At 60.1% G+C, this 26140-nt stretch carries 20 protein-coding genes and 3 pseudogenes; 17 read left to right on the top strand and 6 right to left on the bottom strand.

All coding sequences use genetic code 11. The features are described 5' to 3' along the window. Positions 1-68 precede the first annotated feature (68 nt). Positions 69-1442 (bottom strand): ISNCY family transposase, encoded by a 1374-nt coding sequence (locus QTA57_RS13625; RefSeq protein ID WP_290151980.1) that lies wholly within the window; start codon positions 1440-1442, stop codon positions 69-71. 267 nt (positions 1443-1709) lie between these two features. Here QTA57_RS13625 and aroQ point away from each other — a divergent pair, with 267 nt between their 5' ends. Next, complete coding sequence (gene aroQ, locus QTA57_RS13630; RefSeq protein WP_290151981.1) at positions 1710-2153, top strand: type II 3-dehydroquinate dehydratase; 444 nt, start codon at positions 1710-1712, stop codon at positions 2151-2153. Continuing rightward, positions 2150-2935 carry a LuxR family transcriptional regulator gene (locus tag QTA57_RS13635; protein ID WP_171559664.1) on the top strand — a complete coding sequence of 262 codons (786 nt, stop codon included), beginning with the start codon at positions 2150-2152 and terminating at the stop codon, positions 2933-2935. Before aroQ ends, QTA57_RS13635 begins: the two co-directional genes overlap by 4 nt. 319 nt (positions 2936-3254) lie before the next feature. On the opposite strand, the gene tsf is transcribed toward QTA57_RS13635, so the two are convergent. Both tsf and rpsB read right to left on the bottom strand, forming a co-directional pair. After that, on the bottom strand, positions 3255-4133 hold the full coding sequence (gene tsf, locus QTA57_RS13640; RefSeq protein WP_290151982.1) for a translation elongation factor Ts: 879 nt from the start codon (positions 4131-4133) through the stop codon (positions 3255-3257). Positions 4134-4211: 78 nt separating this feature from the next. Continuing rightward, a complete protein-coding gene (gene rpsB, locus QTA57_RS13645) occupies positions 4212-5045 on the bottom strand; it encodes a 30S ribosomal protein S2 (protein ID WP_145208886.1) in 834 nt (277 codons plus the stop codon). 215 nt (positions 5046-5260) lie between these two features. On the opposite strand from rpsB, the gene QTA57_RS13650 reads away from it, so the two are divergent. The 3 genes from QTA57_RS13650 (at position 5261) to QTA57_RS13660 (ending at position 7853) form a co-directional block, all read left to right on the top strand. Beyond that, positions 5261-6142, top strand: coding sequence for a PfkB family carbohydrate kinase (locus tag QTA57_RS13650; RefSeq protein ID WP_290151983.1), 882 nt, complete (start codon positions 5261-5263; stop codon positions 6140-6142). A 4-nt stretch (positions 6143-6146) separates the two neighbouring features. Next, on the top strand, positions 6147-7058 hold the full coding sequence (locus QTA57_RS13655) for a pseudouridine-5'-phosphate glycosidase (RefSeq protein ID WP_290151984.1): 912 nt from the start codon (positions 6147-6149) through the stop codon (positions 7056-7058). Positions 7059-7133: 75 nt separating this feature from the next. Then, positions 7134-7853 carry a DUF502 domain-containing protein gene (locus QTA57_RS13660; RefSeq protein ID WP_290151985.1) on the top strand — a complete coding sequence of 240 codons (720 nt, stop codon included), beginning with the start codon at positions 7134-7136 and terminating at the stop codon, positions 7851-7853. A gap of 6 nt (positions 7854-7859) precedes the next feature. Here QTA57_RS13660 and QTA57_RS13665 read toward each other — a convergent pair. Continuing rightward, positions 7860-9676: pseudogene (locus tag QTA57_RS13665) on the bottom strand (extracellular solute-binding protein). A 228-nt stretch (positions 9677-9904) separates the two neighbouring features. Here QTA57_RS13665 and QTA57_RS13670 point away from each other — a divergent pair. From QTA57_RS13670 to QTA57_RS13710, 9 genes and pseudogenes are all read left to right on the top strand, one after another. Then, entirely contained in the window at positions 9905-10276 is a 372-nt protein-coding gene (locus tag QTA57_RS13670) for a nuclear transport factor 2 family protein (RefSeq protein WP_290151987.1), read from the top strand. A gap of 82 nt (positions 10277-10358) precedes the next feature. Further along, a pseudogene (locus QTA57_RS13675) lies at positions 10359-11143 on the top strand (3-hydroxybutyrate dehydrogenase). 34 nt (positions 11144-11177) lie between these two features. Continuing rightward, positions 11178-12209: a patatin-like phospholipase family protein gene (locus tag QTA57_RS13680; RefSeq protein WP_290151988.1), complete on the top strand. Its 1032-nt coding sequence runs from the start codon at positions 11178-11180 to the stop codon at positions 12207-12209. 38 nt (positions 12210-12247) lie between these two features. Next, entirely contained in the window at positions 12248-13072 is an 825-nt protein-coding gene (locus QTA57_RS13685) for a metalloregulator ArsR/SmtB family transcription factor (protein ID WP_290151989.1), read from the top strand. A gap of 12 nt (positions 13073-13084) precedes the next feature. Beyond that, positions 13085-13570 carry an arsenate reductase ArsC gene (locus tag QTA57_RS13690; protein ID WP_290154923.1) on the top strand — a complete coding sequence of 162 codons (486 nt, stop codon included), beginning with the start codon at positions 13085-13087 and terminating at the stop codon, positions 13568-13570. Continuing rightward, positions 13560-14210 carry an MIP/aquaporin family protein gene (locus tag QTA57_RS13695; protein WP_290151990.1) on the top strand — a complete coding sequence of 217 codons (651 nt, stop codon included), beginning with the start codon at positions 13560-13562 and terminating at the stop codon, positions 14208-14210. Before QTA57_RS13690 ends, QTA57_RS13695 begins: the two co-directional genes overlap by 11 nt. Positions 14211-14247: 37 nt before the next feature. Continuing rightward, positions 14248-15731: pseudogene (locus QTA57_RS13700) on the top strand (class I adenylate-forming enzyme family protein). Then, positions 15728-16372, top strand: a complete 645-nt coding sequence (locus tag QTA57_RS13705; protein WP_290151991.1) for a DsbA family oxidoreductase — start codon at positions 15728-15730, stop codon at positions 16370-16372. Before QTA57_RS13700 ends, QTA57_RS13705 begins: the two are co-directional and overlap by 4 nt. Then, positions 16369-17598 carry a multidrug effflux MFS transporter gene (locus QTA57_RS13710; RefSeq protein WP_290151992.1) on the top strand — a complete coding sequence of 410 codons (1230 nt, stop codon included), beginning with the start codon at positions 16369-16371 and terminating at the stop codon, positions 17596-17598. The genes QTA57_RS13705 and QTA57_RS13710 overlap by 4 nt, the downstream gene beginning before the upstream one ends. Before the next feature lie 15 nt (positions 17599-17613). Here the strand turns inward: QTA57_RS13710 and mfd are convergent, their stop codons facing one another. Beyond that, positions 17614-21054 (bottom strand): transcription-repair coupling factor, encoded by a 3441-nt coding sequence (gene mfd / locus QTA57_RS13715; protein ID WP_290151994.1) that lies wholly within the window; start codon positions 21052-21054, stop codon positions 17614-17616. A 57-nt stretch (positions 21055-21111) separates the two neighbouring features. Next, positions 21112-21636 (bottom strand): component of SufBCD complex, encoded by a 525-nt coding sequence (locus QTA57_RS13720; protein WP_290151995.1) that lies wholly within the window; start codon positions 21634-21636, stop codon positions 21112-21114. Positions 21637-21760: 124 nt separating this feature from the next. Here QTA57_RS13720 and hemB point away from each other — a divergent pair, with 124 nt between their 5' ends. From hemB to QTA57_RS13735, 3 genes are all read left to right on the top strand, one after another. Beyond that, positions 21761-22759, top strand: coding sequence for a porphobilinogen synthase (gene hemB, locus QTA57_RS13725; RefSeq protein ID WP_290151996.1), 999 nt, complete (start codon positions 21761-21763; stop codon positions 22757-22759). A 135-nt stretch (positions 22760-22894) separates the two neighbouring features. Further along, entirely contained in the window at positions 22895-23449 is a 555-nt protein-coding gene (locus tag QTA57_RS13730; RefSeq protein WP_145208914.1) for a lipid-binding SYLF domain-containing protein, read from the top strand. A gap of 116 nt (positions 23450-23565) precedes the next feature. After that, positions 23566-26034, top strand: coding sequence for a penicillin acylase family protein (locus QTA57_RS13735; RefSeq protein ID WP_290151997.1), 2469 nt, complete (start codon positions 23566-23568; stop codon positions 26032-26034). Positions 26035-26140: the final 106 nt, after the last annotated feature.

Below are 26140 nucleotides of genomic sequence, written 5' to 3' on the forward strand. Positions count from 1 at the left end.
GAAGGTTTTGACGGGGAAGGCCAGTTGGCGAAACTGGCAGGTATAGCTCCCCATTTGTTTTGAGAAGTTCATGCTTCGGTTGACGCCTTGGCTGCCCGTTCTGCTCGTCTGCGCTCATAGTAGGCTTCCATCTTTGACGGACGACCCGGTGGACGGCGGCCTGTCTTCTTGTAGCCGTTCTTCGCGCTGGCAGGTTTGACCTTTGGCGGCGGCGCGGCCTTCTCTTGTTCCTCCTTGATGTGAGCCAGGACAGCACCGAGGCGTTTATTCTCCGTGATTGCGGCGTGTGTGACGCGCTGTTGGTGAGGATCGAAGATAGCGCAGGGCAGGGCGACGCCTTTGGCGCGCACCTGAATGCGGCCATCTGCAAACTCATAGGTATCGACGTATTTGCCGACGAGACCGCGCGTCAGATCGTTGACCTCCAGCCGGATGCGCTTGCGGTCGTACTTCAGCGTCAAATCCTTGGTGACATGGCGTTTGTCGCGCAGGCAGAAGACTTCGGCGAGGCGATCCGGCTCAATGTTCAAGGCACGGTGCAGGTTGTCCGGTTTGGCCGGAGCCTTTGCAAACTTGGCGTTGTAACGATCAACAAAGCCCGCCAGAAACGCGTTGCCATCTTCCATGTTGGAGATGCCTGCAATGCGCAGGTCCTTCACCAGCCGATCCTGTAACGTCCGGTTTGCACGTTCGACACGGCCTTTGGCCTGGGAGGAATTGGCGTAGATGATCTCGATGTTCAGCTCGGCCAGGGCGCGCCCGAATTGCGTCATGCCCGTCATATGTTCATTGGGTTTTGGGACGCGGAAAACAGTGTGCTTGTCGCTGTAGAAGGCGACAGGGCGTCCATGCTTCAGTAGATAGCTTTCCAGTGCCTCGAAGTAGCTGAATGTGCTCTCGGATTTGACGAACCGCAGTTCCATCAAGGTGCTGGTGGCGTCATCAATGAAGACGAGCAGGGTGCAGGGGTCGCCCCGATCCTCGAACCATCGATGATCGGACCCGTCGATCTGGATCAACTCGCCATAGCATTCGCGGCGCAAGCGCGGCTGGTGGAATGTCTGGCGTCGTTTGCGCGACAGCCAAATGCCGTCTTCCTGCATCCACTTACGAACCGTCTCGCGCGAGACTTTGAACCCATGATGTTCGGCCAGCATCTCCGCCGCTAAGGTCGGGCCAAAGTCCGCGTAGCTCTCCTTGATCAGGGCCATCGCATAATCGCGCTTGGCGCCGTGGATCCGGTTGTTCGGAGGTTTGCCGCGCGCCTTATGCCGGATCGCTGACGCGCCATCCAGGCGATACCGCTTCAACAGCCGGAAAATCTGCCGACGCGTCAGGTCCAGCATGTTCGCCGCATTATCAACGCTCAGCCGACCATCATCGACCTGCGCCAGCACCTCCACACGATTCAACTCGCGCTCGCTCATCATCACCCATCCCATGCCAGCTCGTCCTCATCTTGTTTTGAGGGCAGAGTGACACTTCTGCTTTGCTCACGGGTGACATTTTAGCTTTGCGCGTACACCACGTTAGGCGTATAATCAATATTATGTAAAATATTAGATCGCCAAACCTTTGATTTGTTGGATAGCATGCGGAAGCTGCGTCGACCATATCCGTTTGACAAGTCACAGGCGCTCTCCCAACGGATGCGCTTGTCTCGACATCAGAGGGTTTCCCGTCATATAACACTGCGAACATTGGGGAATATGATGAGAATTCTGGTCTTGAACGGACCCAATCTGAACCTCTTGGGTCAGCGGGAACCGGACGTCTATGGCGCCGCAAGCCTGGCTGATATTGAGGCCAGCTGTAATGCGGTGGCGCAAGACATCGGTGTGGAGATTGGCTTCGCCCAATCCAACCACGAAGGCGCCTTGGTTGATGCGATCCAGGATGCGCATGGCAACTATGATGGCATCGTTCTAAACGCCGCCGCGTATACACACAGTTCGATCGCCATCCGCGATGCGATTGGTGCGACCGCCCTACCCGTTTTGGAGCTTCATCTCAGCAATACACACGCGCGGGAAAGCTTTCGCCATGTGTCGATGATTGCGCCCGTCTGTATCGGCGTTATCGCCGGGCTTGGCGCGGCCGGGTATCCGCTGGCTATTCGGGCGATGTCCGACCATCTTGGCTTGCGCCAATGAAGCGGCTGAAGCCCTATCTGGCCATGCGCTCGGTCGAGGAGTTGTGGACTCATCATACCGAAACCATGGCGGGCTTTGGCTTCGATCGGTTGTTTTATGCCTATAGCGCGTTTCGCAATCTCAAGACGCTCGGCAATCCGGATGACGCGCTGGTATTGACCAATCATCCGGCTGATTACGTTGAAGATTATGTTAATAAGGGCTTGTTCCGGGACGGCCCGATGATGCGGTGGGCCTCCAGGAATGTCGGCGCGGTGAGTTGGCGACAGGTCCGGGAAAGCTTGATCGGGCGCGACATGACCGCAGGAGAGCGCCATGTGGCCGCGCTCAACAAGCGTTTTGGGTTGGTTGCGGGCTATACCATCAGCTTTCCGATGGCGATCAAGCACGCCAGTGCGGGTATTGGCCTCACCGCGCGGGCGGGTCTGGACCAGGACGATATCGATGCGATCTGGGCGCGCGACGGCGAGTTGATCGAGATCATCAATCATGTCGCGCATCTGTGCATTTCGCAGCTGCCCGCGACGGGACAAAGCCGGATGCTCACCCGCCGACAGACCGAAGTTCTAGAACTGGTCGCCGATGGCAAGACGATCCAAGACATTGCGCTTCTATTGGAGCGAAACTCTGCCACGGTGGAAAAACACTTGCGTGGTGCGCGTGATACACTTGGCGTCGAGACGACTGCACAAGCGGTGCGTAAGGCCTCGATTCTAAACCAGATATTCTTGATCGAGCCGTCTCGCCCTGCTCCAGATCAGGCCGTGCCGCTGAACATCTGAGCGGCCCAAGACATCAAAATTTTACCAAAAGGTATGGAATCCCGTACTTTCGGGCTTCGACAGAATGCCGCAAGGTAAACCTGTTCCGTGAGTGATGGCTGTTTTGGCCAGGAACACTGGAAACGGGGGTTCTTTCAAACCTCACGCCCACCCGGGAAACCGGTTGATCGTGTCGTCGGGCTGATAGTCACCCGATGGCACGTTCGCTTTCAGCGCTGCACACCATCCCCAATGGCGCGCGCTGGAATAAAAGAACGGCGCTGCTCCGTCCCTGGGCAGCGCCGTTTCTGTTTTTAATCAAACCTTTGAAAGGCGATATTCAACCGCCGGCAGCGGTTTTTGCCACTTCAGCAGCAAAGTCTTCCTCGACCTTTTCGATGCCTTCGCCAACCTCAAGCCGGACAAAGCCTGTGATCTCGACACCGGCCTCTTTGGCTGCGGCGCCGACCGTCAAATCGGGGTTCACAACAAAGGCTTGGTTCAGAAGCGTGACTTCCGAGAGGAATTTCTTCATCCGTCCGACGATCATCTTCTCGATCACCGCTTCCGGCTTGCCGCTTTCGCGCGCGATATCCATCTGGACCTGCTTTTCTTTCTCAACGAAAGCCGGATCCAGATCATCTTCGCTGAGCGAGGCGGGGTTCACAGCCGCGACATGCATCGCAACCTGACGCGCGAACCCTTCGTCCCCGCCATTCATCGCCACAAGAACGCCGATTTTGCCCATACCGTCCGCAGCGGCGTTGTGCACGTAAGACACAACCTTGTCGCCCGAGAGCTTTGCCATCCGACGCAGCGCCATGTTCTCGCCAACGGTGGCGATTTTGGCAGTGACGGTTTCCTCGACGGTCTTGCCGCCCATATCCGCCGCCTTCAGCATGTCCAAATCGGCGACGCTGGTCGCAACGGCGGCAATGCCGCCCACCATCTCTTGGAATTCGGCGTTCTTGGCGACGAAATCGGTCTCGGAGTTAACCTCAACGGCAACACCCGTGCCGCCATCAACCGCGACGGCAACCAAGCCCTCGGCGGCGGTCCGGCCGGATTTCTTGGCGGCTTTCGCCAAGCCCTTGGTGCGCAGCCAGTCAACGGCGGCTTCCATGTCGCCATCGGTTTCGGTCAGTGCTTTCTTTGCGTCCATCATGCCTGCGCCCGTGCTGTCGCGCAGTTCTTTCACCAGTGCAGCGGTAATCGCCATGGGAGTGATCTCCTGATCTTGTCGTAATACGGCGTATGGGCCGGGCGTACCCGGCCCTGATGTCAGTAACGTGACGGCTTAGCCCTGAGCTTCTTCTGCCGGAGCCTCTGCATCTGCGGCGGGGGCCTCTTCTGCGGCAGCCTCTTCAGCAGGCGCTTCTTCCGCCAGAGCCTCTTCAACCGAACCCTGCTCCAACGCACCCAAGTCCACACCGGCGCCTTCCATCTGGGCGGTCATCCCGTCCAGAGCGGCCCGGCTGACCAAGTCGCAGTAAAGCGCGATGGCGCGGGCGGCGTCGTCATTGCCTGGGATGATGTAATCCACACCATCGGGCGAGCAGTTGGTATCAACCACGGCCACAACCGGAATGCCCAACTTCTTGGCTTCGGCGATCGCCAGGTCTTCTTTGTTCACATCGATGACAAAGATCAGGTCCGGCAGGCCACCCATTTCGCGGATGCCACCAAGCGACGCCTGCAGCTTGGCCTGGTCGCGTTCCATGCCAAGACGCTCTTTCTTGGTCAGACCCTCGGTGCCCTGCTCCATCGCCTCGTCGATCTGCTTCAGACGGCTGATCGAGTTCGACACAGTTTTCCAGTTGGTCAGCGTGCCGCCCAACCAGCGGTGGTTCATATAGAACTGCGCGCAGCGTTCGGCAGCTTCGGCCACAGGTTTTTGCGCCTGACGTTTGGTGCCAACGAACAGAACCCGGCCACCTTTGGCGACGGTTTCGCGCACGGCATTCAGCGCCGCGTCGAGCATCGGAACGGTCTGAGTCAGGTCGAGAATGTGGATCCCATTACGATCGCCATAGATGAACTCGCCCATGCGGGGGTTCCAGCGTTGTGTTTGGTGACCAAAGTGAACGCCAGCTTCCAAGAGCTGACGCATGGAGAAATCAGGGAGCGCCATGTCCAAATATCCTTTTCCGGTTTGCGCCTCGGCGAAGGAATAGGACGGGTGTCCAACCGGTGGACCTTTCAGGGATGTCTCCCCCGAGGGCCCGCCTTCGCCTGTGAAGTGCGCGCGATTTAGGGCAAGCCCGGGGAATATGCAAGCCCCCTACCCCAAGCCTGATCTATTATCTGGGGTCTTGTGCCCCGGGCCGCGCGCCGTATGACAGGGGAATGAGCCAGAAACCTGACATCCTCTGCATTGGCAGCGTCCTTTGGGACATGATCGGTCGGTCTGAGCTGCCGATGGTGGCGGGGAACGATAAACCCGGGCGGATCGCGCGCATCCCCGGCGGTGTGGCGCTCAACATCGCGATGACCTTGGCGCGGTTCGATTTGGATGCGGCCCTGTTGTCGGTTGTGGGGCAAGACCCGGACGGCACGGCGCTTCTCGCCAAATGCGGGCAGTTGGGGTTGATCACCGAACATATCCTGATTGATCCAGAGCTACCGACAGATCAATATATGGCAATTGAGGCGCAAGGCGCTTTGATCGCCGCGATCGCAGATGCGCATTCGCTGGAGGCTGCAGGCGAGCGGATTCTGGCGCCGCTGTCAGACGGACGTTTGGGCCGAGAAGATGCGCCCTGGGACGGGTTGATCGCCCTCGACGGCAACTTGACCGAGGCGCTCCTGGCCCGGATCGCCGCCAGCCGCCTGTTCCGCGCCGCCGACATCCGGCTTGCGCCGGCCTCTCCGGGCAAAGCCGAACGCCTTCGCCCCCTGTTGCCGCATGAAGGCACGACGATTTATGTGAATTGTGAAGAAGCCGGGCTGATCACCGGCACGACACCGGCCAGCGCAGAGGAAGGCGCCGAAGCCCTGCTTCGTGCCGGCGCGCGACGGGTCTTGGTCACGCAAGGCGCAGATGCCGCGGTGGACGCGACATCGGATCAGATGATCACACGGCACCCGCCGAAGATCACGCCGAAGCGGATTACCGGGGCGGGCGACACGTTCATGGCGGCCCATATCGCGGCAGAGGCGCGGGGCGCGTCGCGGGATGTGGCACTCGACACCGCCTTGATGGCGGCGGCAAACTATGTGGCAGGATGAATATATGAATGATTTTATGATATTGGCGCCGGATGTTAAGGTTGCGCTGGGGGCTGGCATGCCAGTGGTCGCTTTGGAAAGCACGATCATCACCCACGGGATGCCCTACCCGCAGAACCTGGAAACGGCGCAGGCTGTCGAGGCCGAAATCCGCGCTGCCGGCGCGGTCCCGGCGACGATGGCGGTCATGGGCGGGAAAATCCGGATCGGATTGGAAGCGACCTACTTGGAAGCGCTGGCGCAAGCCAAAGACGTGATGAAAGTCAGCCGCGCTGACCTAGCCGTGGCGTTGGCCACAGGAGCCGTTGGGGCGACCACAGTCGCCGCCACGATGATTTGCGCCGCAATGGTTGGGATCAAGGTCTTCGCCACGGGTGGGATCGGCGGGGTGCACCAGGGTGCGGAAGACAGTTTCGACATCTCTGCGGATCTCAGGGAGTTCGCTGAAACTCCGGTGACGGTTGTGGCGGCAGGGGCCAAAGCGATCTTGGACCTGCCAAAGACACTTGAAACGCTCGAAACGCTTGGCGTGCCCGTCATCGCCTATGGGCAAGATGCCTTCCCCGCCTTCTGGTCGCGCGACAGTGGCCTCCCCGCGCCGCTCCGTATGGATCATCCGGCCGAGATTGCCGCCGCCCATCGAACGCGGCAGGCGTTGGGTCTGCCAGGCGGTCAATTGGTGACCAATCCGATCCCCGAGGCCGACGAGTTGAGCCGCGATATGCTCTCCCCCTTGATTGCGCAGGCCCAAGCCGAGGCCGATGCCGCCGGAGTGACCGGAAAGGCGGTGACACCGTTTTTGCTGCAACGGCTCTTTGAGTTGACCGAGGGGCGAACGCTTGCGGCCAATATCGCCTTGGTGAAGAACAACGCGCGCCTCGGCGCCGCAATTGCCAAGGAGCTTGCCGCCCCTTAGGTCAACGCGCCGCTTGTGCGCCTTTGACAACGCACATAGATAAGAGACAGCAGCGCTCTTAAGACGGCCCGATTGATGCAACTGCCAGAGACCCCACCACCGCCGAAACGCGGCTTCTTCTCTTCGCTCAGGACCAATTTCCTGACCGGGCTGGCGGTGATTGCGCCCATCGGCCTCACCGCCTGGCTGATTTGGACGGTGGTCGGATGGATCGATGGCTGGGTCCTGCCCTTCATTCCGAGCGCTTATAACCCGGTTCTGCTGATCCGCGAATATACCGGAATTGCGGTTGATATCCGCGGTCTGGGGGTCGCAACCTTCCTGGTCTTTACCGTGATCGTGGGGTGGATTGCGAAAGGGTTGATCGGTCGGTCGATGATCAAATGGGCCGACTCCTTGGTTCTGTCGATCCCGGGGGTGCGGACGATCTATTCCGGGCTGAAACAGATCGTCGATACTGTCGTCAGCCAGGGCGAGCGGAATTTCGACAAGGCCTGCCTGGTGCAATATCCGCGCAAGGGGATTTGGGCGATCGCCTTTATCTCGACCAATGCAAAGGGCGAGATTCAAGCGCAGACTGAGAAAGAGATGGTCTCGATCTTCATGCCTACGACGCCGAACCCGACCTCGGGATTTCTGCTCTTCGTGCCCAAGGAAGATGTCACCATCTTGGAGATGACGGTGGAAGACGCGGCCAAATTGGTGATCTCGGCGGGGCTGGTCTATCCCAACCCCGATGACCCGTCGAAAGCGCCTGCCGTGTTGCCAAGCCCCGCCCAAGACGCGGCGGAGTGAGGCGCCCTACTCCGTCTCTTCGTACCACCAGACATCCGGATGAAAGCCCAGGAAATCGCCATAGATCGGCAGGTTTTCCGGGTAATGCAACTCCCGCACATGGGCGATCCGTGAGATCGGCGAGTGCCAGATTGGGATGACATAGCGCCCAGATGTCAGAACCCGATCAAGCGCCCGGACAGCGGCCTGATAGCTCTCAAGACTGTCTGAGTTCAGCATCTCATCGATCATCGCTTCAATTGCCGGATGGCACGCTCCCATCAAATTGCGCGAGCCTTCTGTCTCGGCCATCTCACACACCCCCAATAGAGCCGCTGCTCATTGCCCGGGCTTAAGGAAAGGCCGCGGGTGTAATAGGTCATGTCGAAATCAAACGCGTCGGTGCGCTCGCGATATTGCGCGCTGTCCACGGTAGAGATGGTCGGGGTGATGCCAAGCCGGGCGAGGCTCTCGACATAGATATTGATGATCGATTGGTTCTCGGGCGAGCCTTGCTGCAACAGAATTTCGAAGCTGAACGGACGGCCATTTGTATCTACCATAACGCCATTCTCGACGGTATAACCCGCCTCTTCCATATATCTCAGCGCGGTTCGGCTTCCGGCCCGGTTCGCCGCGGAGCCGTCCGAGACGGGCATTTCATAGCCCTCAAGCGCGCCGGGTAGCAGGTCGCTGGCGAAGGGTTGCAACAAACCGGCCACACGTGCCCCTGCGGAGCCCTCCACCATTCCCAAGATCGAGTTTGCGAAATAAGAGGTGATGCGCGGCTCAGACCCGCCATTGATCGTCTGATTGATGAACTCGAAGTTGAACACTTGGATCATCGCCTCCCGCACCCGCCAATCGGCGAAAACCGGGTTCCGGGTATTCATCACGAAACCGGTCATGCCGGTCGGGCGTTGATGGGGAATGATTGAGCGGACAACCTCGCCCGATTGCGCTCGTGGGAAATTGTAATTCTGTTCCCAATTGGTGGCATTGGTCTCGCGGATCGTATTGATCAGCCCCGAAGTGAAGGCCTCGAACATCGCCGTGGCATCGCCGAAGAACTCCAGCCGCACCTCGTCAATCACATTGGTGCCGCGACGAAACGGCAGATCGGCACCCCAATACTCCGGATTGCGGGTCAGCAAGACATATCGGCCCGCTTCATAATCGGTGACGACATAAGGCGCGGTGGTGATCGGCACGATATCCAGCCCAGAGGTCGCGAAGTCCACGCCCTCCCATTGGGCGGCTTGGAGAATTGGGCGCAGCCCCATGATCAGGGCCATTTCGCGATTGGACTCGGCAAAGGTGATCCGAACGCCGCGCTCGCCCACCGGCTCCATCGACGCCACATTGTCCCAAGAGTTCCGATAGCGCGGATGCCCCTCGGTCCCGAGCGTCTCGTAGGACCAGATCACATCCTCAACCGTCACCGGGCTGCCATCGGAGAACCGTGCCTCTGAGCGGAGGTGGAACTCGACCCAGTTGCCCTCCGAATCGGCCTCCACCGATTCGGCCAACAAACCGTAAAGCGTGAACGGTTCGTCATAGGATCTTGCCATCAACGACTCATAGGCCAAAAACCGCAACTGCCAGGGGACGCTGCCCAATCGGCTGTGCGGGTTCAAACTGTCATAGCTGCCGACCTCACCGGTCACGACCCGCCCACCGGTTGGCGCGTCCGGGTTGGCATAAGGCAGATGCGCAAAATCTGGGGGCAAGGCAGGCTCGCCATACATAGCGATGCCATGTTGTGGCTCGGCCGAGGCCGGGCCACACAGAATCATGGCGGTGGCTAACCCGGCGAAAAACTTGCTGAAACAATCTGCGCGCATCTGTGGACAATCCTCTGATTGCTTTGTTTGCCTGTGGGCCAACGCTATCCTCGCCGCGGGGCCATTACAAACTTTTCGGTTGGACTCTGAGCAAGCCATTGCTTATAAAGGTGTCACTGCTCGATAGGTTTCTTGCCTGTATGAAACCTGCCTCAATAACTTAACGCCGGCTTCGTGCCGGCGTTTTTTTTGGCGATACGCAGACCGACAATTGGAACAGGAGTTTTCATGACCGAGAGTCAGGAAATCGTTCGGGCCTATGGTGCAGCTTGGCTTGCAACGGACCCCGGAGAGCGCCGGGCGCATTTGGAACAGGCGTGGGCCGATGACGGGATCTATATCGACACCAATACCCGCGTCGAGGGGCGCGAGGCGCTTGCGCAATTGATCGAGCAAACCCATACCGCCTTCCCCGGCCATATTGTCGAACTCACCAGCGGCGCGCTCGGTTTCAAAGGATATCTGCAATTCACCTGGCATATGCGGCGACCCGATGGCGAGATCTTGCTAACCGGGACCGATTTTGCCCGGCAAGGGGACGATGGCCGCTTGGTCGAACTGATTGGCTTTTTCGGCGCGCCGCCCCCGCTCGACGACTGATCGGCTTCTGACGGTTCTTTGATCTGTATTTCGCAGGTGCAGCATGTAGACTGCGCCGCAACAGAGATTGAAGGAGCATCCGATGGCCATCACCACCGATCTATCCGGCAAAACCGCCGTCATCACCGGCTCGAATAGCGGCATCGGCTTGGGCATCGCCCAGGAACTGGCCAAGGCAGGGGCCGATGTGGTGCTCAACAGCTTCACGGACCGCGAGGAAGATCACGCGATTGCCGCCGAGATTGCGGCGGCAACCGGGGTCTCGGCCCGCTATATCAAAGCCGACATGTCAAAGGGTGATGAATGCCGCGCCCTGATCGCGCAGGCGGGGGCTGCGACATCCTGATCAACAATGCGGGCATTCAGCATGTTGCGCCGATCGATCAATTCCCGGTTGATAAATGGGATGCGATCATCGCGATCAACCTGAACTCTGCTTTCCACACCACCGCTGCCGCCCTGCCGCTGATGCGCGCCACAGGATGGGGCCGCGTGATCAATATCGCTTCCGCTCACGGGCTGACGGCCTCGCCTTACAAAGCCGCCTATATCGCGGCCAAGCATGGCATTGTCGGCATGACGAAAACGGTTGCGTTGGAAACCGCCGAAGAGCCGATCACTGCCAACGCCATCTGCCCAGGTTATGTCCTCACGCCCCTTGTCGAGGCGCAGATCCCCGACACGATGAAGGAATACAATATGGGCCGCGACGAGGTGATCAAAAACGTGATGCTCAAGCGCCAACCCTCGAAAGAGTTCGCGACCGTGGAACAAATGGGCGGCACTGCGGCCTTCCTCTGCTCCGACGCGGCGGCACAGATCACCGGCACCACGATCAGCGTCGATGGAGGTTGGACCGCACTTTAACCTCATCTGTTCACCAACAATCAAGGCCCCGCTCATGACCGCAAAACGTATCAATTTGGCTTTGCAAGGTGGCGGGGCACATGGCGCTTTCACCTGGGGTGTGCTCGACGCCTTGCTAGACACCCCCGAGATCGAGATCGCCGCGATATCTGGCACGTCGGCGGGCGCTTTGAACGGGGCAGCAGTTAAGGCTGGGCTATCGCAAAGCAGCCGCGATCTGGCGCGCGAAAATCTGCAATGGCTTTGGGAGCAGGTCGGCGCAATCACCGATGAACGGCTCAATCCATGGCTAAACGCGGGCTCTCCGTCGGCCATCTCGACGCTGATCGAAACCTCCCTGCCTTTCGCCGTCTCCGACACGGTATCGCGGATGGTCAGCCCCTATAGCTATGGCCCGTTTTATCAAAACCCGCTCCGCCGGATCGTCGAGCGGTTGCATTACGAGAATATCTGCTGCGTCGAGGGGCCGGAGTTTCATATCTGCGCGACCAATGTCCGCAGCGGCAAGATCAGGATTTTCGACGGCGACCATATCTCGCCCGATGCCATTTTGGCCTCTGCCTGCCTGCCGACGATGTTTCAAGCGGTCGAAATCGACGATCCCGCAACTGGCCGGAGGGAGGCTTATTGGGATGGAGGCTACACCGGCAACCCGGCACTGTTTCCGTTGTTCCACAATGGGTTGCCAAGCGACATTCTCGTTGTGAATATCAACCCGCTGCACCGCGAGGATCTGCCCACCTCGGCGCGCGCCATCCAGAACCGGATCAATGAGATCAGCTTCAACTCCTCGCTCCTGCGCGAGCTGCGTGCCATCGAGTTTGTCAAACGACTGCTGGCCGAAGGGCACCTGGCGCCAGGCAGCATGAAAAACATCCTGATCCATATGGTCGCCGATGATGCATTGATGGAGAAGCTCTCCGTCGCGACAAAACTGGTGGCTACACCTCAGGTGTTGCACCAATTGCGCGCGGCCGGTCGCACCGCCTGTGAGGCGTTCCTCAACACACATTTCGACAAAATCGGCAAGGTAAGCAGCGTGGATCTGGTGGAAATGTTCAACTGAGGCTTGCTTAACTTCGATATTTCATGAATACGTGAAATATGGATTCTACAGCCGCCATAAAAATTCTCTCTACGCTCGGTCATGAAGGGCGCCTATCGGTTTTCCGCCTGCTTGCCCGCCGGGCTCCGCAGGAGGTCCGTCCAGGTGAGATCACGGAAGCGACCGGGCTCAAGCCAAGCACGCTCTCGGCCCATCTGACCGCGTTGAGCGAGGCCGGCCTGGTCCAATCGCGCCGCAATGGCACGTCGATCTACTACGCGCTCGCCGCCGATCGGACCCAGGCCTTCACCAGCTTTCTGCTCGAAGATTGCTGCCGCGGTCGCCCCGATCTCTGCGCCCCGAATCCAGAAACCAAACCCGTGACGGGTCAGAAATCCGTCCTCTTCCTCTGCACTGGCAATTCCGCCCGCTCAATCCTGGCCGAAGCGCTGCTGCGACAGGCCGGGGCAGGCCGGTTTGTGACCTATTCCGCCGGCACACGGCCATCGGGCGATGTAAATCCGCATGTGCTCGACCTGTTACGGCGCAATGACCATGACATCAGCGGCCTGCGTTCGAAAGACCTCAATGAGATGCAAGGCGAGGACGCGCCAACGTTCGATTTTGTGTTTACGGTTTGCGACCATGCGGCAAATGAGGATTGCCCGGCCTGGCCCGGTCAGCCGATCAGCGCCCATTGGGGCCTGCCGGACCCTGCCGCCGCGAAAGGGACCGAGGCCGAAATCGCGCTGGCCTTTGCCGAGGCTTATCGAACGCTCAACACGCGGATCGAAGCCTTCGCCGCCCTGCCCATCGAGACGCTCGACCGGCTGTCGCTTCAATCCGAGGCGGATCAGATCGGTATGTTGCCCTCAAAAAGCTGATTGGATTCCATGTTGAATATCCTCGTCCTCTGCACCGGCAATTCAGCTCGGTCGATCCTTCTGGAACATATCCTGACCCACAAAAGCGCAGGACGCATTCGGGCTTTTTCTGCAGGCTCCAACCCGACGGGTCAGGTGCATCCGCAATCGCTCACCTTGTTGACCAGGCGTGGCTATGACGTCAGCGCGGCGCGATCGAAAAGCTGGGACGAATTTGCCTTGCCCGATGCGCCGGAAATGGATGCCGTGATCACCGTGTGCGGGTCGGCCGCCGACGAGGTCTGCCCGGTTTGGCCCGGCGCGCCGACTCGCGCGCATTGGGGCGTCGAAGACCCGGCCCGCGCGGCGGAACGCGATTGGCAACAGGCCTTCGAGACGGCCTATGACGCCCTCAACGCCCGTGCCGAGGCCCTATTTGCCCAACCTTTCGAAACCTATGACCGGGCCGAACTGCAATCTGCGCTCAGCAAAATCGAGACTGACTTCCATGCTCAATAAACTGCTCGCCGAAGCTTTCGGCACTGCTTTTCTCCTGATCGGTGTGGTGGGATCCGGCATCATGGCTGCGGCCTTGTCGCCCGACAACACGGGCGTCGCGCTTTTGGCCAATGCCATTGCCACCGGCTGCATCCTCTATGTGATCATCACCCTTCTGGGCCCAATCTCAGGCGCGCATTTCAACCCGGCTGTCACCATCGCCTTCCTGATCCGCGGCGACATCGGTGTAGGTGCGGCGCTGGCCTATGTCGCGGTGCAAATCGCTGCGGGCATCCTCGGCGTCTGGATCGCGCATCTGATGTTCGAACTGCCGATTTTGCAGCTTTCAACCACCATTCGCAGCGGACCCTCGCAATGGGTCTCGGAAATCGTCGCGACATTCGGCCTGGTGTTCGTGATCCTCGGCGGCCTCCGCCACGCGCCCGCCGCCATCCCGACCCTGGTTGGGCTCTACATCACGGGCGCCTATTGGTTCACCTCATCGACCAGTTTCGCCAACCCCGCCGTCACCATTGCGCGGAGCCTCAGCGACACCTTCGCCGGTATCCTGCCCGGCAACATGCCGATGTTTATCGTGATGCAACTGATTGGCGCGAGCATCGCCGTGTGGATCGCCCGGCGGCTTTTCGCGCCCGAGTGATCTTGCGGCCAGGGGCCGGACAGCCTAGGGCGGATGAATGACTGCGCCCTGCCCCGACCCGTTCAATCTCGCGGCCTATGTTCTGGCCGCCGCCGCGAAAACGCCAGACAAGATCGCTCTCGCGGTTTTGTCCCCCGCACGGGCAGAGCGGTGGAGTTATGCCAAACTGGAAGACGCCGTGCGCCGACTGGCGGCGGGGCTTTTGCAGCAGGGCATCGAACCCGGCGACAAAGTGCTTTTACGGCTTGGCAACACGCCCGACTTCCCGGTCGCATTTCTGGCCTGCATTGCTGTCGGTTTGATCCCGGTGCCAACCTCGGCGCAACTGACCGGGCCTGAGATCACCCGTCTTGCGCAACTGATCGGGCCGAAACTGATCCTCGCCGGACCGGGTATCGCCCTGCCCGACCCAACGCCTTGCCCGGTTCTGACCGACCTGGCCGCGCTCCAATCCACATCGCCCGCGGATTACGACTACGGTGATCCAAACCGGTTGGCGTATTTGGTCTTCACGTCTGGAACATCCGGCCAAGCCCGGGCCGTCGCCCATGCGCATCGCGCGGTTTGGGCGCGGCGCATGATGTGGGATGGGTGGTATGGCCTGACATCTGAGGACAGGCTGCTCCATGCCGGGGCGTTCAACTGGACCTTCACCCTTGGCACCGGTCTGCTCGACCCCTGGGCGGTTGGCGCGACGGCGTTGATCCCGGCGGAGGGGCTTAATCCAACCTCCCTTCCGCTGCTTCTCAAGCGACACGATGCAACGATTTTTGCCTCTGTGCCAGGTGTTTACAGAAAGATATTGAACAGCTCGGCTGGACTGACCTTTCCCAAACTGCGCCACGGGTTGAGCGCCGGGGAGAAGCTCCCGCAAGCCGTTCGCGAGGCATGGCGCGCGGCCACCGGCACGGAGATTCATGAGGCCCTTGGCATGTCGGAATGCTCAACTTTCATTTCGGGCAGCCCGACGACACCCGCGCCCGAAGGAACCCTGGGCTTTCCGCAGCCTGGACGGCGAGTCACCATCTTGGATGGCGCTGCCGCGCCTGTCGAGCCAGGCGAGATCGGGACTTTGGCAATCCATCGCTCCGACCCTGGATTGATGCTGGGATATCTTGATGTAGATGAGTTTGACCTGCCCTTGACCGGCGATTGGTTTCTCACCGGCGATCAAGTCAGCGCGGCCGATGACGGGGCGTTGATCTATCAAGGACGGCGAGACGATATGTTGAACGTCGGCGGCTTCCGAGTCTCACCGCATGAGATCGAAGCCGTGTTTGCCCCCTGCCAGGGGTGACGGATTGCGCCGCCGTTGCAATGGAGGTCAGGCCGGACGTCTTTGTGATCGCCATGGGGTATACGGGCCACGCCGAAGAGGCTAGCCTGCGCCAAGCGGCGGAGGCCCGGTTGGCCCGTTACAAACAACCTCGTCTCTATGCCCGGCTCGATGCCCTGCCCCGCAATGCAAATGGAAAGCTCAACCGCGCAGATTTGCGCGCGCGCCTTAAGGAGGCTCTATGATCAAACTCGACATCCTGTCCGACCCGATCTGCCCCTGGTGCTATATCGGCAAAGCCCATCTGGACCGCGCATTGGAGGCCGCCGGCGATCACCCCTTTGCCGTCGAGTGGCATCCGTTTCAACTGAACCCCGATATGTCCGCGGACGGGATGGACCGGCGCACATATCTGGAGGCGAAGTTCGGCGGCAAGGAGGGCGCGGTGCGCGCCTATGCCCCGGTGGTGGAGCATGCCGAAGCTGCGGGCCTGGGGATCGACTTTGAAGGCATCAAACGCACGCCCAACACGCTAAACGCCCATCGGTTGATCCATTGGGCCGGGCTTGAGGCACGTCAAACGCCGGTCGTGGCCGCGCTTTTCAAAGCGTATTTTGTCGAGGGCAAAGACATCGGCGATACCGCCACTTTGGTGGAGATCGCAGGCAATGCAGGTCTGGATGCCGCGATGGTCGAACGCCTCCTGGCCAGTGATGCGGATGCCGAGGACATCCGCGCGCGCGATGCCCATGCCCGTGAGCGGGGCGTCACCGGCGTGCCCACCTTCGTGATCGCCAATCAGCATGTGCTGCGGGGCGCGCAGCCGCCGGATCTCTGGGCCAAGGTGATCGAGGAGATTACAGAGCAGTTGAAAGCTGCGGAATGAGTACGACCGATGCGCCCTCCGATGGATTAGGGCCGCGCCGCCTCTCAATGCCGGAATTCATCGCCCTGATGGGGATGATGTTCGCGACCATTGCGTTTTCCATCGATGCGATGCTGCCCGCCCTGCCCGAGATTGCCGAGGAGCTGACGCCAGACAGGCCGACGCTGGCGCAGTTGATCCTGACGAGCTTCGTCCTTGGCATGGGGGTCGGCACGTTCTTCGCCGGGCCGCTTTCGGATACATTCGGTCGGAAACCGGTGATCCTCTGCGGTGCCATCCTTTATGTGACCGGCGCGATTTTGGCCTATAGCGCGCCGACGCTCGAATTGGTGCTGGCGGCCCGCCTCTTACAAGGGCTGGGTGCCGCCGGGCCCCGGGTGGTGGCGATGGCGATTATGCGCGACCTCTATTCCGGGCGGCAAATGGCGCGTGTGGTGAGCTTTGCCATGCTGGTCTTCACGCTTTTCCCCGCCGTTGCGCCAATGATTGGTGCGGCGATCATTGCGGGCTTTGGCTGGCGGTCGATCTTTCTTGCCTTTCTGCTGTTCTCGGTGATCTCGGTGGGGTGGCTCACCATTCGCCAACCCGAGACCCTGCCAAAGGCCCGCCGCCGCCCGCTACAGCTTTCGACACTTGCGGCAGCGATCAAGGAGGCCCTGTCTCTGCGCCAGATGCAGTTCTCCATCGTAGTGCAAACGCTTATTTTCGGGGCGCTTTTCGGAACGCTCTCCTCGATTCAGCAAGTCTTTGACCTGACCTATGACCGGGGCGCGCATTTTCATTTCTGGTTTGCCGCTATCGCGCTTTTGGCAGCCCCGGCTGCGCCGCTGAACGGACGCTTGGTGATGCGGCTCGGGATGCGGCCCCTCATCCGCCGCGCGCTTTGGGCCCAAGGGGTTCTGTCGGTGATCGTCGCGGCCTTTTTGGCGCTCGGCTTTTTTGGCGCGCAGGAATTCTGGCTCTACTTTTTGTGGACGGTTTCGATCTTTGCCTTGGCCGGCTTCACAATCGGCAACCTGAATGCGCTGGCCATGGAACCACTTGGCCATATCGCTGGAATGGCGGCCTCGCTGATGGGGGCATTGGCCACGATTGGTGGCGCGATCCTCGGCGCTGTGATTGGACAGCTTTATGACGGCACGGCCTTACCGCTTGCAATCGTCATGGGGGTCTTGTCGCTCGCTGGTGCCATCATCATGCGCTATATGCCGCGCGAAGCGCTTTGAACGGCGCGGGCAGCCCTAGCTGGGCACCTTCCGCGCCAGATCCTGGGCAATCGCAAACGCCCCCTTGATCTTGTCGGCCTCGCTGGACCAGTCCCGGCGCACCACGATCTTGTTGTCACGGATCTTCGCCAAGCCACGCTGATCATTGACGAATTCGACCAGCCCGGCGGGGTTGGCAAATTTGTCATTGTGGAACTGGATCGTCGCGCCCTTCGGCCCGGCATCAAGCCGCGCAATCCCGGCTTGTTTGCATTTCGACTTGATCCGCACGACGAGGAGCAGTGTGTTGACCTCGCGCGGCAGCTTGCCGAACCGGTCGATCAACTCAGCCGCAAACCCTTCCAACTCCACCTTGGTTGTCAACTGGCTAAGCCGCCGGTAGAGGCCCAAACGCACATCCAGATCGGGCACATACGCTTCGGGGATCAAGACCGGCACGCCAAGGTTGATCTGCGGCGCCCATTGGCCATCTTCATCGAGCCGCGCCTCGCCCGCGCCGGAGCGGATATTGGCGATCGCCTCTTCCAGCATAGACTGGTAAAGCTCGAACCCGACCTCGCGCACATGGCCCGACTGCTCTTCGCCAACGATATTGCCCGCCCCGCGAATATCGAGGTCTTGGCTGGCGATGGTGAAACCCGCGCCCAAACTGTCGAGACTGCCCAAAACCCTGAGCCGTTTCTCCGCCGTCGCGGTGAGCGGCGCACGCGGTTTCGTCGTGAGATAGGCGTAGGCGCGGGTTTTGGCGCGCCCCACCCGACCCCGGATTTGATAGAGCTGGGCCAGACCAAAGCGATCCGCCCGGTGGATGATCATGGTGTTGGCTGTCGGGATGTCGATGCCGGATTCCACAATTGTCGTCGCCAGAAGGACATCATATTTGCCGTCATAGAAGGCGTTCATCCGGTCATCAAGCTCGCCCGCCGCCATCTGCCCATGGGCCACGACATAAGACACTTCCGGCACCTGGGTTTTCAGGAACTCCTCGATCTCCGGCAGGTCTTGGATGCGCGGCACGACATAGAAGCTTTGGCCTCCCCGGTAATGTTCGCGCAGCAAGGCCTCGCGCAATGTCACCGCGTCAAACTCACTGACATAGGTGCGGATCGCGAGCCGGTCGATCGGCGGCGTTCCGATCAAAGACAGATCGCGGACTCCTGAGAGCGACATTTGCAAGGTGCGCGGAATTGGCGTCGCCGAAAGCGTCAGGACATGCACGTCCGAGCGCATCTCCTTCAGCCGTTCCTTATGGGTCACGCCAAAGCGTTGCTCTTCATCGATGACCAACAGACCCAGGTTTTGAAACTTGATCCCCTTGGCAAGTAGCGCATGGGTACCGATGCAGATATCGACGCTGCCATCGGCCAAGCCCTTACGGGTGTCCGCCGCTTGCTTTGCTGGAACAAAGCGTGACAACTGCCTGACATTGATCGGAAAACCGCGAAATCGGTCGGCGAAGGTCTTGGCATGCTGCCGCGCCAAAAGTGTTGTTGGCGCGACCACCGCCACCTGCATGCCCGAGGCGGCCGCGACGAACGCTGCCCGCATGGCGATCTCGGTCTTGCCGAAACCCACATCGCCAACGACCAGCCGATCCATCGGGCGACCGCGGGCAAAATCTTCCATCACATCAGCAATGGCGGTCAGTTGGTCATCGGTCTCCTCATAGGGGAAGCGTGCGGCAAAGGCCTCCCACATATCACCGGGCGGCTCCAGCACTGGCGCCGACCGCAGCTCCCGCTCGGCGGCGATGCGGATCAGCTTATCGGCGATCTGCCGGATGCGCTCCTTAAGCTTGGCTTTCTTCGCCTGCCACGCCCCGCCGCCAAGCTTGTCGAGCAAGCCCTCATCATGGCCGTAGCGGCTGAGCAGTTCGATGTTTTCCACCGGCAGGAACAACCGGTCACCACCGGCGTATTCTAGAGCAATGCATTCATGCGGCGCGCCCATCGCGGTGACAGTCTCAAGGCCATTATACCGGCCAACCCCATGATCTACATGCACAATCAGATCACCGGGGCTCAGGCTTTGCGCCTCGGTCAGGTAGTTTTCTGCCCGACGAGCTTTGCGTTTCGGGCGGATCAGACGATCGCCCAACACATCTTGCTCGGAGATCACCGTCAACCCGCCGCCGGTGAACCCTTCCTCGAGCGGCCATATCGTCAGGCTCAAACTGCCTGGGCCGCTGATTTCGCGCGCATCCGCGATCAGTTTGGCGTCGGCAATACCTTCATCTTCGAGTAGTCCCGCCAACCGCTCCCGTGCGCCTTCAGACCAAGAGGCAATAACAACCGAGGAATCCTCACGGCTGGCTTTAATATGGTCCGACAAGGTTCCGAAAAGGCTCACATTTTCTTGCTGTCGCTCAGGCGCGAAGCTTCGCCCGACGCGCCCACCTGCATCAACAACCCCAGGACCGCTTGCTTGCGGCAGGGGCGAGAACTGCACCAAACGGCGGCCGGATACGGCTGCCTCCCAAGCGGTGTCATCTAGATAGAGTTGCCCCGGCGGGCACGGCTTATAAACGGTATCCAAGCGGCCCTTCTGCGTCAGGGCAGTTTTCCGCGTATCATATTGATCTTCAATACTTTCCCATCGCGAAAGACGCTGTGCCGCGTTTTGTTCGTCGAGGGTTATGGTGACATCCGGCAGATTGTCGAAGAGCGTTTCCAACTCATCGTGGAAAAACGGCAGCCAATGCTCGACCCCGGCATGTTTGCGCCCGGCACTGACGGCTTCATAAAGTGGGTCATCGGTGCCCGCCGCCCCAAACTCGATCCGATAATTCTGCCGAAATCGGGTGATGGCTGCCTCGTCCAAAATCACTTCGGAGACCGGGGCCAGCTCCACCCGTTCAAGCTTTTCGGTCGTGCGTTGTGTTGCCGGGTCAAATCGCCTTGCCCCGTCCAATACGTCGCCGAACAAATCCAAACGGACCGGTGTCGCTTCGCCGGGCGGCCAAACGTCGATAATGCCGCCCCGCACGGCATAGTCGCCGGGTTCGGTCACGGTGGGGCTCTGGACGAACCCCATGCGGACGAGGAACTCTTTCAGCGCACCCTCATCAATGCGCCCACCCACCTTGGCGACAAAGGCGGCATCGCGCAGAAGCGCCCGGGGCAGCAGATATTGCGTGGCCGCACTGAGCGTTGTCAGCAACACAAACGGCCCAGACAAACCTGCCGCGAGCGCCGCCAATGTCGCCATCCGCGTTGCGGAAATCTCGGCGTTGGGCGACACCCTGTCATATGGCAGACAATCCCACCCTGGGAAGCGCAGGACCGGTATCGTCGGATCGAAAAACGCCAAGGCCGTCGCCATGGCCGCCAAACGTTTGTCGTCGCGCGCCACATGGCATACGGACCCGCCTGATTTGGCCAGTTCGGCGAGCAACAGCTTGGCGTCAAACCCCTCGGGTGCGCCACCTGTCAGAATATGAGATTGGGTCGAAGTCATCGCCTGCTGTGACCTACCCACGCGGGGTCTGGTGTCAAGCGTTGAATGACCGAGGGATCACCCCAGAGGGCCGATCCGAACATTGACCCACATGCCCCAGAAGGCAGTGATGAAGATGAAGATCACGCCAAGCATCTGCACGCCAATGCGATGTGCCCGCAAATGTTGCGGTACATCCGCGAAGCCTGCCGCCCTGAGCTTCCGCGCGGTGCGAATGGACCAGGCACCGACAAGCGTCATCGGAAACAGGAGCAGAAACACAGCTTGGCAAAACTCGATCCCATAGAACCAACCCAAAACCGCCAGTCCGGTGAGGACAAAGGTTGCAATTGCCGTGGCCCAAACGCCGGAAACCTCCACAATCGTCAGGATACGGTTCACATTAACCTCAGCCAGAATCTGCAAATCATGCATGCTGCGCTCATGGCCACGCGCAGCGCGCTGCACCATGTCATACGGCACGCCCAACACCCAATGGCTGGCCGTCGACCACAGAACCGCAAGAACGATCCAATACCAAAGGTTCGAGAAAGACCTCAGGTCGATCACTTCGCGTGCAAGTTCCAGAAATGTGAAGTCCAATGCCGGCCTGCCCCAATATGGCAATTTTTGGGCACCATAATGGCGGCGATCAGGTGTTTCCAGCCCTTGAGATGCGGCAGGGTTCGTGGCACGGCTTTAAGGCAACAGATGATGGAGCCAAACCATGCCAGCCAACCAAGGACCGTTCCCTAGGACCCGTTTCCGGCGCAACCGGTCGAGCGCCGCTTTGCGCGATCTCACACGGGAGACGGAGCTTTCGGTAAATGACCTGATCTGGCCAGTTTTCGTATGTGATGGCTCTGATGAGCGGCAAGCCATCGCGTCGATGCCTGGCGTCGAGCGGTTGAGTGTGGATCTGCTGGTGGATGCGGCGCGGGAAGCGCATGGTTTGGGTATCCCGGCGATCTGCCTCTTTCCCTATACCGATCCATCTCTGAAAACGGAGCTTTGCGAAGAGGCATGGAACCCCGACAATCTGTCAAACCATGCGATCCGCGCGATCAAAGATGCAGTGCCAGAGATCGCGATCATGACCGATATCGCGCTCGATCCCTATAACGCCAATGGTCATGATGGGATTGTCCGCGATGGCGTGATCGTGAATGACGAAACGGTCGAGGCACTTGTGAAGATGGGCCTGGCGCAGGCGGAAGCCGGTGCGGATATCTTGGGGCCTTCCGATATGATGGACAGCCGGATTGGCGCACTTCGGGATGCGCTGGAAGCCGAGGGGCATGTCAACGTGACAATCATGTCCTATGCCGCGAAGTTCGCCAGCGCGTTTTATGGCCCATTCCGCGATGCGGTGGGCGCATCTGGCGCGCTGAAAGGGGACAAGAAAACCTATCAAATTGACCCGGCCAACCGGCAAGAGGCGCTCCGCTGTGTCGAACGTGATCTGTCCGAAGGGGCCGACATGGTGATGGTCAAACCTGGCCTGCCCTATCTTGACCTCTGCCGCGAGGTGAAAGATCGGTTCGGTGCGCCCACCTATGCCTATCAGGTCAGTGGGGAATACGCGATGATCGAGGCCGCCGCGGCCAATGGTTGGATCGATGGCGAGAAAGTCATGCTGGAAAGCCTGATGGCGTTTCGGCGTGCCGGTTGTGACGGCGTCTTGACCTATTTCGCACCGCGCATCGCCAAAATCCTCAACCAATAGTGGTCAAATCGGCAGGAACCCGCAGGTTTGGTGTCATTGACAGATGACAGCGGGCGGAATTCGGCGTAAGATCGTTGGAAATCTGGGCTGATATAGACCTGGAAATCTGAGGCATGACATAAAGGCGGATATCCGATGAGCATTCTTTCCCGGCGCAATTTCGTGTTGAGCGCAGCCGCTGTTCCACTGGCGGCCTGCGGCAATGGCGTGGGCTCACAAGGGTCACAACGCATCGACGCCCGCGTCGATAGCGCGATCGATTTCATGTATAGCGAGGTGCCCGGCACTCAGGAGCTGGCCTTCAATGCGGCCGGTATGTTGGTCATGCCGCTGGTCACGGAAGCCGGCTTCGGTTTTGGCGGTTCTTATGGTCGCGGCGCGCTGCGGATCAACGGCGCAACGGTCGATTACTACTCGGCCATCAGTGGCAGTTTTGGGCTTCAGATCGGTGCGCAGCAATATGCGCATACGTTGTTCTTCATGACGGAAGATGCGCTCAGCGAGTTCCGCCGTGGGCCCGGTTGGGCGGTGGGGGCGGATGTCCGCTACGCCGTCGTTAATCAGGGCGGCAATCTGGGGATCGACACCAACACTTTGCTCGATCCGGTGATTGCGGTGGTGTACGGTCAAGCGGGGCTGATTGCGGGTGCCACACTTGAGGGCACGCGCTATTCCCGGATCCTTCCCTAAGAAACACGCCTCTCTTAGATCGAAATTGAAACCCGGGCGGCAGGCTTTGCAATCCGGTCGTATTGTCGCTACCACCGGCACCGAGTTTTTCAATCTTGAATCGAGGTGCGCCCTATATGGCTGTCTTTCTGCGTTGGCTGGTCCGCCTGGTCACATTTGCCGTCGTCATCGCGGTATTGGCGGTCTCGCTTGCGGGGTGGATGGCGTCGCGCAGCTTGCCGGATTACGACGCCAATTGGACCGTGCCCGGGATCACCGCGCCAGTCGAAATCGTGCGCGCCAACGCAAATATCCCCCATGTTTTTGGCCGCACGGATGCCGATGTCTATTACGGGCTCGGCTTTGCCCATGCGCAAGACCGTCTCTGGCAAATGCTGATGACTCGCCGGACGGCGCAGGGGCGTCTGTCGGAACTGTTTGGCGCGCGCACATTAGAAATTGATGAGTTGTTAAGGCGGCTTGACCTCTATGGGCATTCTACACGGTCTGTTGCCGCCCAAACGCCCGAGACCATCGCCGCGCTGGAGGCGTATTCCGCCGGGGTGAACGCTTGGTTGGAACTGGTGGGTCAAGAGGCGCTTGGCCGAGGCGCGCCTGAGTTGTTTCTCTTTGCACCCGAAATCGCGCCCTGGCAGCCCGCTGACAGTATTGCGATCACCAGCATGATGGCTTTGCAACTCGCTGGCCACCACGAGGAGGAGGTGCTGCGCGCCCGCGCCTCTTTGGCCTTGGACGACCCGGCCCGACTGGCCGATCTGATGCCGGACGTCCCCGGCGCAGGCATCGCGGCCTTGCCCGAATATGCCGCCCTCTTTGACGTACCAATGCCGCAACATGCCGCCAACACATCGGCACCGCGCGATCCGCTGCATCCGAACCCGGGCCGGGGGCTTGCCGGTGCCTCAAATGCTTGGGCAGCGGCTCCAGGGCGGTCCGCCGCCGGTGCGACGCTTCTGGCCAATGATCCGCATCTGGGCCTGACCGCCCCAACAATTTGGTATCTTGCGCGGCTGGAGTTGTCGATCGGCGGGGTGATTGGTGCCAGCATTCCGGGCATGCCCGTCATACTTGCCGGCCGCACGGACCAGTTGGGATGGGGCATCACCTCGTCCTACATGGATGATATCGACCTCTTCGTTGAACAGGTGAACCCGGACAATCCCGAGCAGTACCTCACCCCGGATGGATGGGCCGATTTTGAGACCCGGCGGACCATCATCGAAGTTGCAGACAGCGCGCCGGTGACGATCACCCTGCGCTGGACGGAGAACGGCCCGGTGATCCCCGGCGATCATTGGAATATCGGGACTGTCACGCCGCCAGGCCATGTGATGAGCATGGCTTGGACCGCGCTTAGCGATGAAAACACCTCGATCCAAACGGGCCTGGAGCTGATGCGGGCACGCTCGGTCGACGAGGCGTTGGCCGCAGGCGAGGCCTTTGTTGCCCCGTCGCAAAACCTGACGGTGGTGGATACTGACGGCAATATCGCGCTGCAAACCATCGGTCATATGCCCTGGCGCCTCACGCAACACCAAAGCCAGGGGCGCATCCCCGCGCCTGGCTGGATCGCTGAAAATCGCTGGCAAGGCGTGACGCAATATTTCGCCAATCCGCATTTTGTGAACCCCGAAGGCGGGATCGTCGGCAACACTAATAACAAGGTTATCGATCGGGAGTTTCCCCTCCATGTCTCCCACAGTTGGGGGGACACACAGCGCGTGACGCGCTGGCAGCGCCTGATGCAAAACCGACAGGTCCATACGCGGGACAGCTTCATCGAGGCGCAGCTGGATACGGTCTCTGCGGCAGCACGGAATATCCTGCCACTTGTCGCCCGCGACCTTTGGTTTTCTGGCGAAACGGCCCCTGAGGGAACACCAGAGCGGCGGCGGCAGCGGGCGTTGCAACTGCTGGCGGAGTGGAATGGCGAGATGAACGAACATCTGCCCGAACCGCTGATCTACGCCGCCTGGATGCGCGAGTTGCAACAGCGACTGATCCGCGACGATATCGGGCCGCTGGCCAATGAGTTCCTGAAGATTGAACCGCTTTTCATCGAACGGGTCTTCCGTGACGTCGATGGCGCGGCAATCTGGTGCGATGTGCGCCCGTCGACGGCGGTTGAGACCTGTACCGACATCGCACGCCTGGCGCTCGATGACGCGTTGCAATGGCTTGAAGAACGCTATGGCGCAGGGGTGGAAAGCTGGCGATGGGGCGCGGCACATGAGGCGCAACACGACCATCAGGTTTTAGGTGATACGGCCCTCTTCTCCTGGGTCGTCAATATCCGCCAACCCACCTCCGGCGGAGACTTCACCCTTCAACGCGCCGCGACGCCGGGCACCCTGCCCGACCCGTTCCTGAATACCCATTCCGCGGGCTATCGCGGCGTCTATGACTTCGCCGATCCAGACAGCTCTGTCTTCGTCATTGCCACAGGCCAATCCGGCCACCCGCTCAGCCCCTATTACGACGATTTGGGCGAGCTCTGGCGACGCGGCGAATACATCCCGATGTCGCTTGACCCGGACTTAGCAAGAGCAGGGAATGTCGGCGTCACCGTTTTGACGCCTCGTTGAAATTGCAGAGTCTGCTAGGTGTGGACGGAGAAGAGATTGGGACTACGGTCCAAGTTGAACTTAACTCGGCTGATCACCCCGTTCGCGACGGCTTATGTTGGCACGA

Source organism: Fontisubflavum oceani, assembly GCF_030407165.1.
Taxonomy (GTDB): Bacteria; Pseudomonadota; Alphaproteobacteria; order Rhodobacterales; family Rhodobacteraceae; genus Rhodophyticola; species Rhodophyticola oceani.

What these genes read in the sequence shown, in the direction of transcription:
- QTA57_RS13625 (WP_290151980.1), bottom strand. Translation starts at nt 1,442, where the DNA reads ATGGGATGGGTGATGATGAGCGAGCGCGAGTTGAATCGTGTGGAGGTG.
- aroQ (WP_290151981.1), top strand. Translation starts at nt 1,710, where the DNA reads ATGATGAGAATTCTGGTCTTGAACGGACCCAATCTGAACCTCTTGGGT.
- QTA57_RS13635 (WP_171559664.1), top strand. Translation starts at nt 2,150, where the DNA reads ATGAAGCGGCTGAAGCCCTATCTGGCCATGCGCTCGGTCGAGGAGTTG.
- tsf (WP_290151982.1), bottom strand. Translation starts at nt 4,133, where the DNA reads ATGGCGATTACCGCTGCACTGGTGAAAGAACTGCGCGACAGCACGGGC.
- rpsB (WP_145208886.1), bottom strand. Translation starts at nt 5,045, where the DNA reads ATGGCGCTCCCTGATTTCTCCATGCGTCAGCTCTTGGAAGCTGGCGTT.
- QTA57_RS13650 (WP_290151983.1), top strand. Translation starts at nt 5,261, where the DNA reads ATGAGCCAGAAACCTGACATCCTCTGCATTGGCAGCGTCCTTTGGGAC.
- QTA57_RS13655 (WP_290151984.1), top strand. Translation starts at nt 6,147, where the DNA reads ATGAATGATTTTATGATATTGGCGCCGGATGTTAAGGTTGCGCTGGGG.
- QTA57_RS13660 (WP_290151985.1), top strand. Translation starts at nt 7,134, where the DNA reads ATGCAACTGCCAGAGACCCCACCACCGCCGAAACGCGGCTTCTTCTCT.
- QTA57_RS13670 (WP_290151987.1), top strand. Translation starts at nt 9,905, where the DNA reads ATGACCGAGAGTCAGGAAATCGTTCGGGCCTATGGTGCAGCTTGGCTT.
- QTA57_RS13680 (WP_290151988.1), top strand. Translation starts at nt 11,178, where the DNA reads ATGACCGCAAAACGTATCAATTTGGCTTTGCAAGGTGGCGGGGCACAT.
- QTA57_RS13685 (WP_290151989.1), top strand. Translation starts at nt 12,248, where the DNA reads ATGGATTCTACAGCCGCCATAAAAATTCTCTCTACGCTCGGTCATGAA.
- QTA57_RS13695 (WP_290151990.1), top strand. Translation starts at nt 13,560, where the DNA reads ATGCTCAATAAACTGCTCGCCGAAGCTTTCGGCACTGCTTTTCTCCTG.
- QTA57_RS13705 (WP_290151991.1), top strand. Translation starts at nt 15,728, where the DNA reads ATGATCAAACTCGACATCCTGTCCGACCCGATCTGCCCCTGGTGCTAT.
- QTA57_RS13710 (WP_290151992.1), top strand. Translation starts at nt 16,369, where the DNA reads ATGAGTACGACCGATGCGCCCTCCGATGGATTAGGGCCGCGCCGCCTC.
- mfd (WP_290151994.1), bottom strand. Translation starts at nt 21,054, where the DNA reads ATGACTTCGACCCAATCTCATATTCTGACAGGTGGCGCACCCGAGGGG.
- hemB (WP_290151996.1), top strand. Translation starts at nt 21,761, where the DNA reads ATGCCAGCCAACCAAGGACCGTTCCCTAGGACCCGTTTCCGGCGCAAC.
- QTA57_RS13730 (WP_145208914.1), top strand. Translation starts at nt 22,895, where the DNA reads ATGAGCATTCTTTCCCGGCGCAATTTCGTGTTGAGCGCAGCCGCTGTT.
- QTA57_RS13735 (WP_290151997.1), top strand. Translation starts at nt 23,566, where the DNA reads ATGGCTGTCTTTCTGCGTTGGCTGGTCCGCCTGGTCACATTTGCCGTC.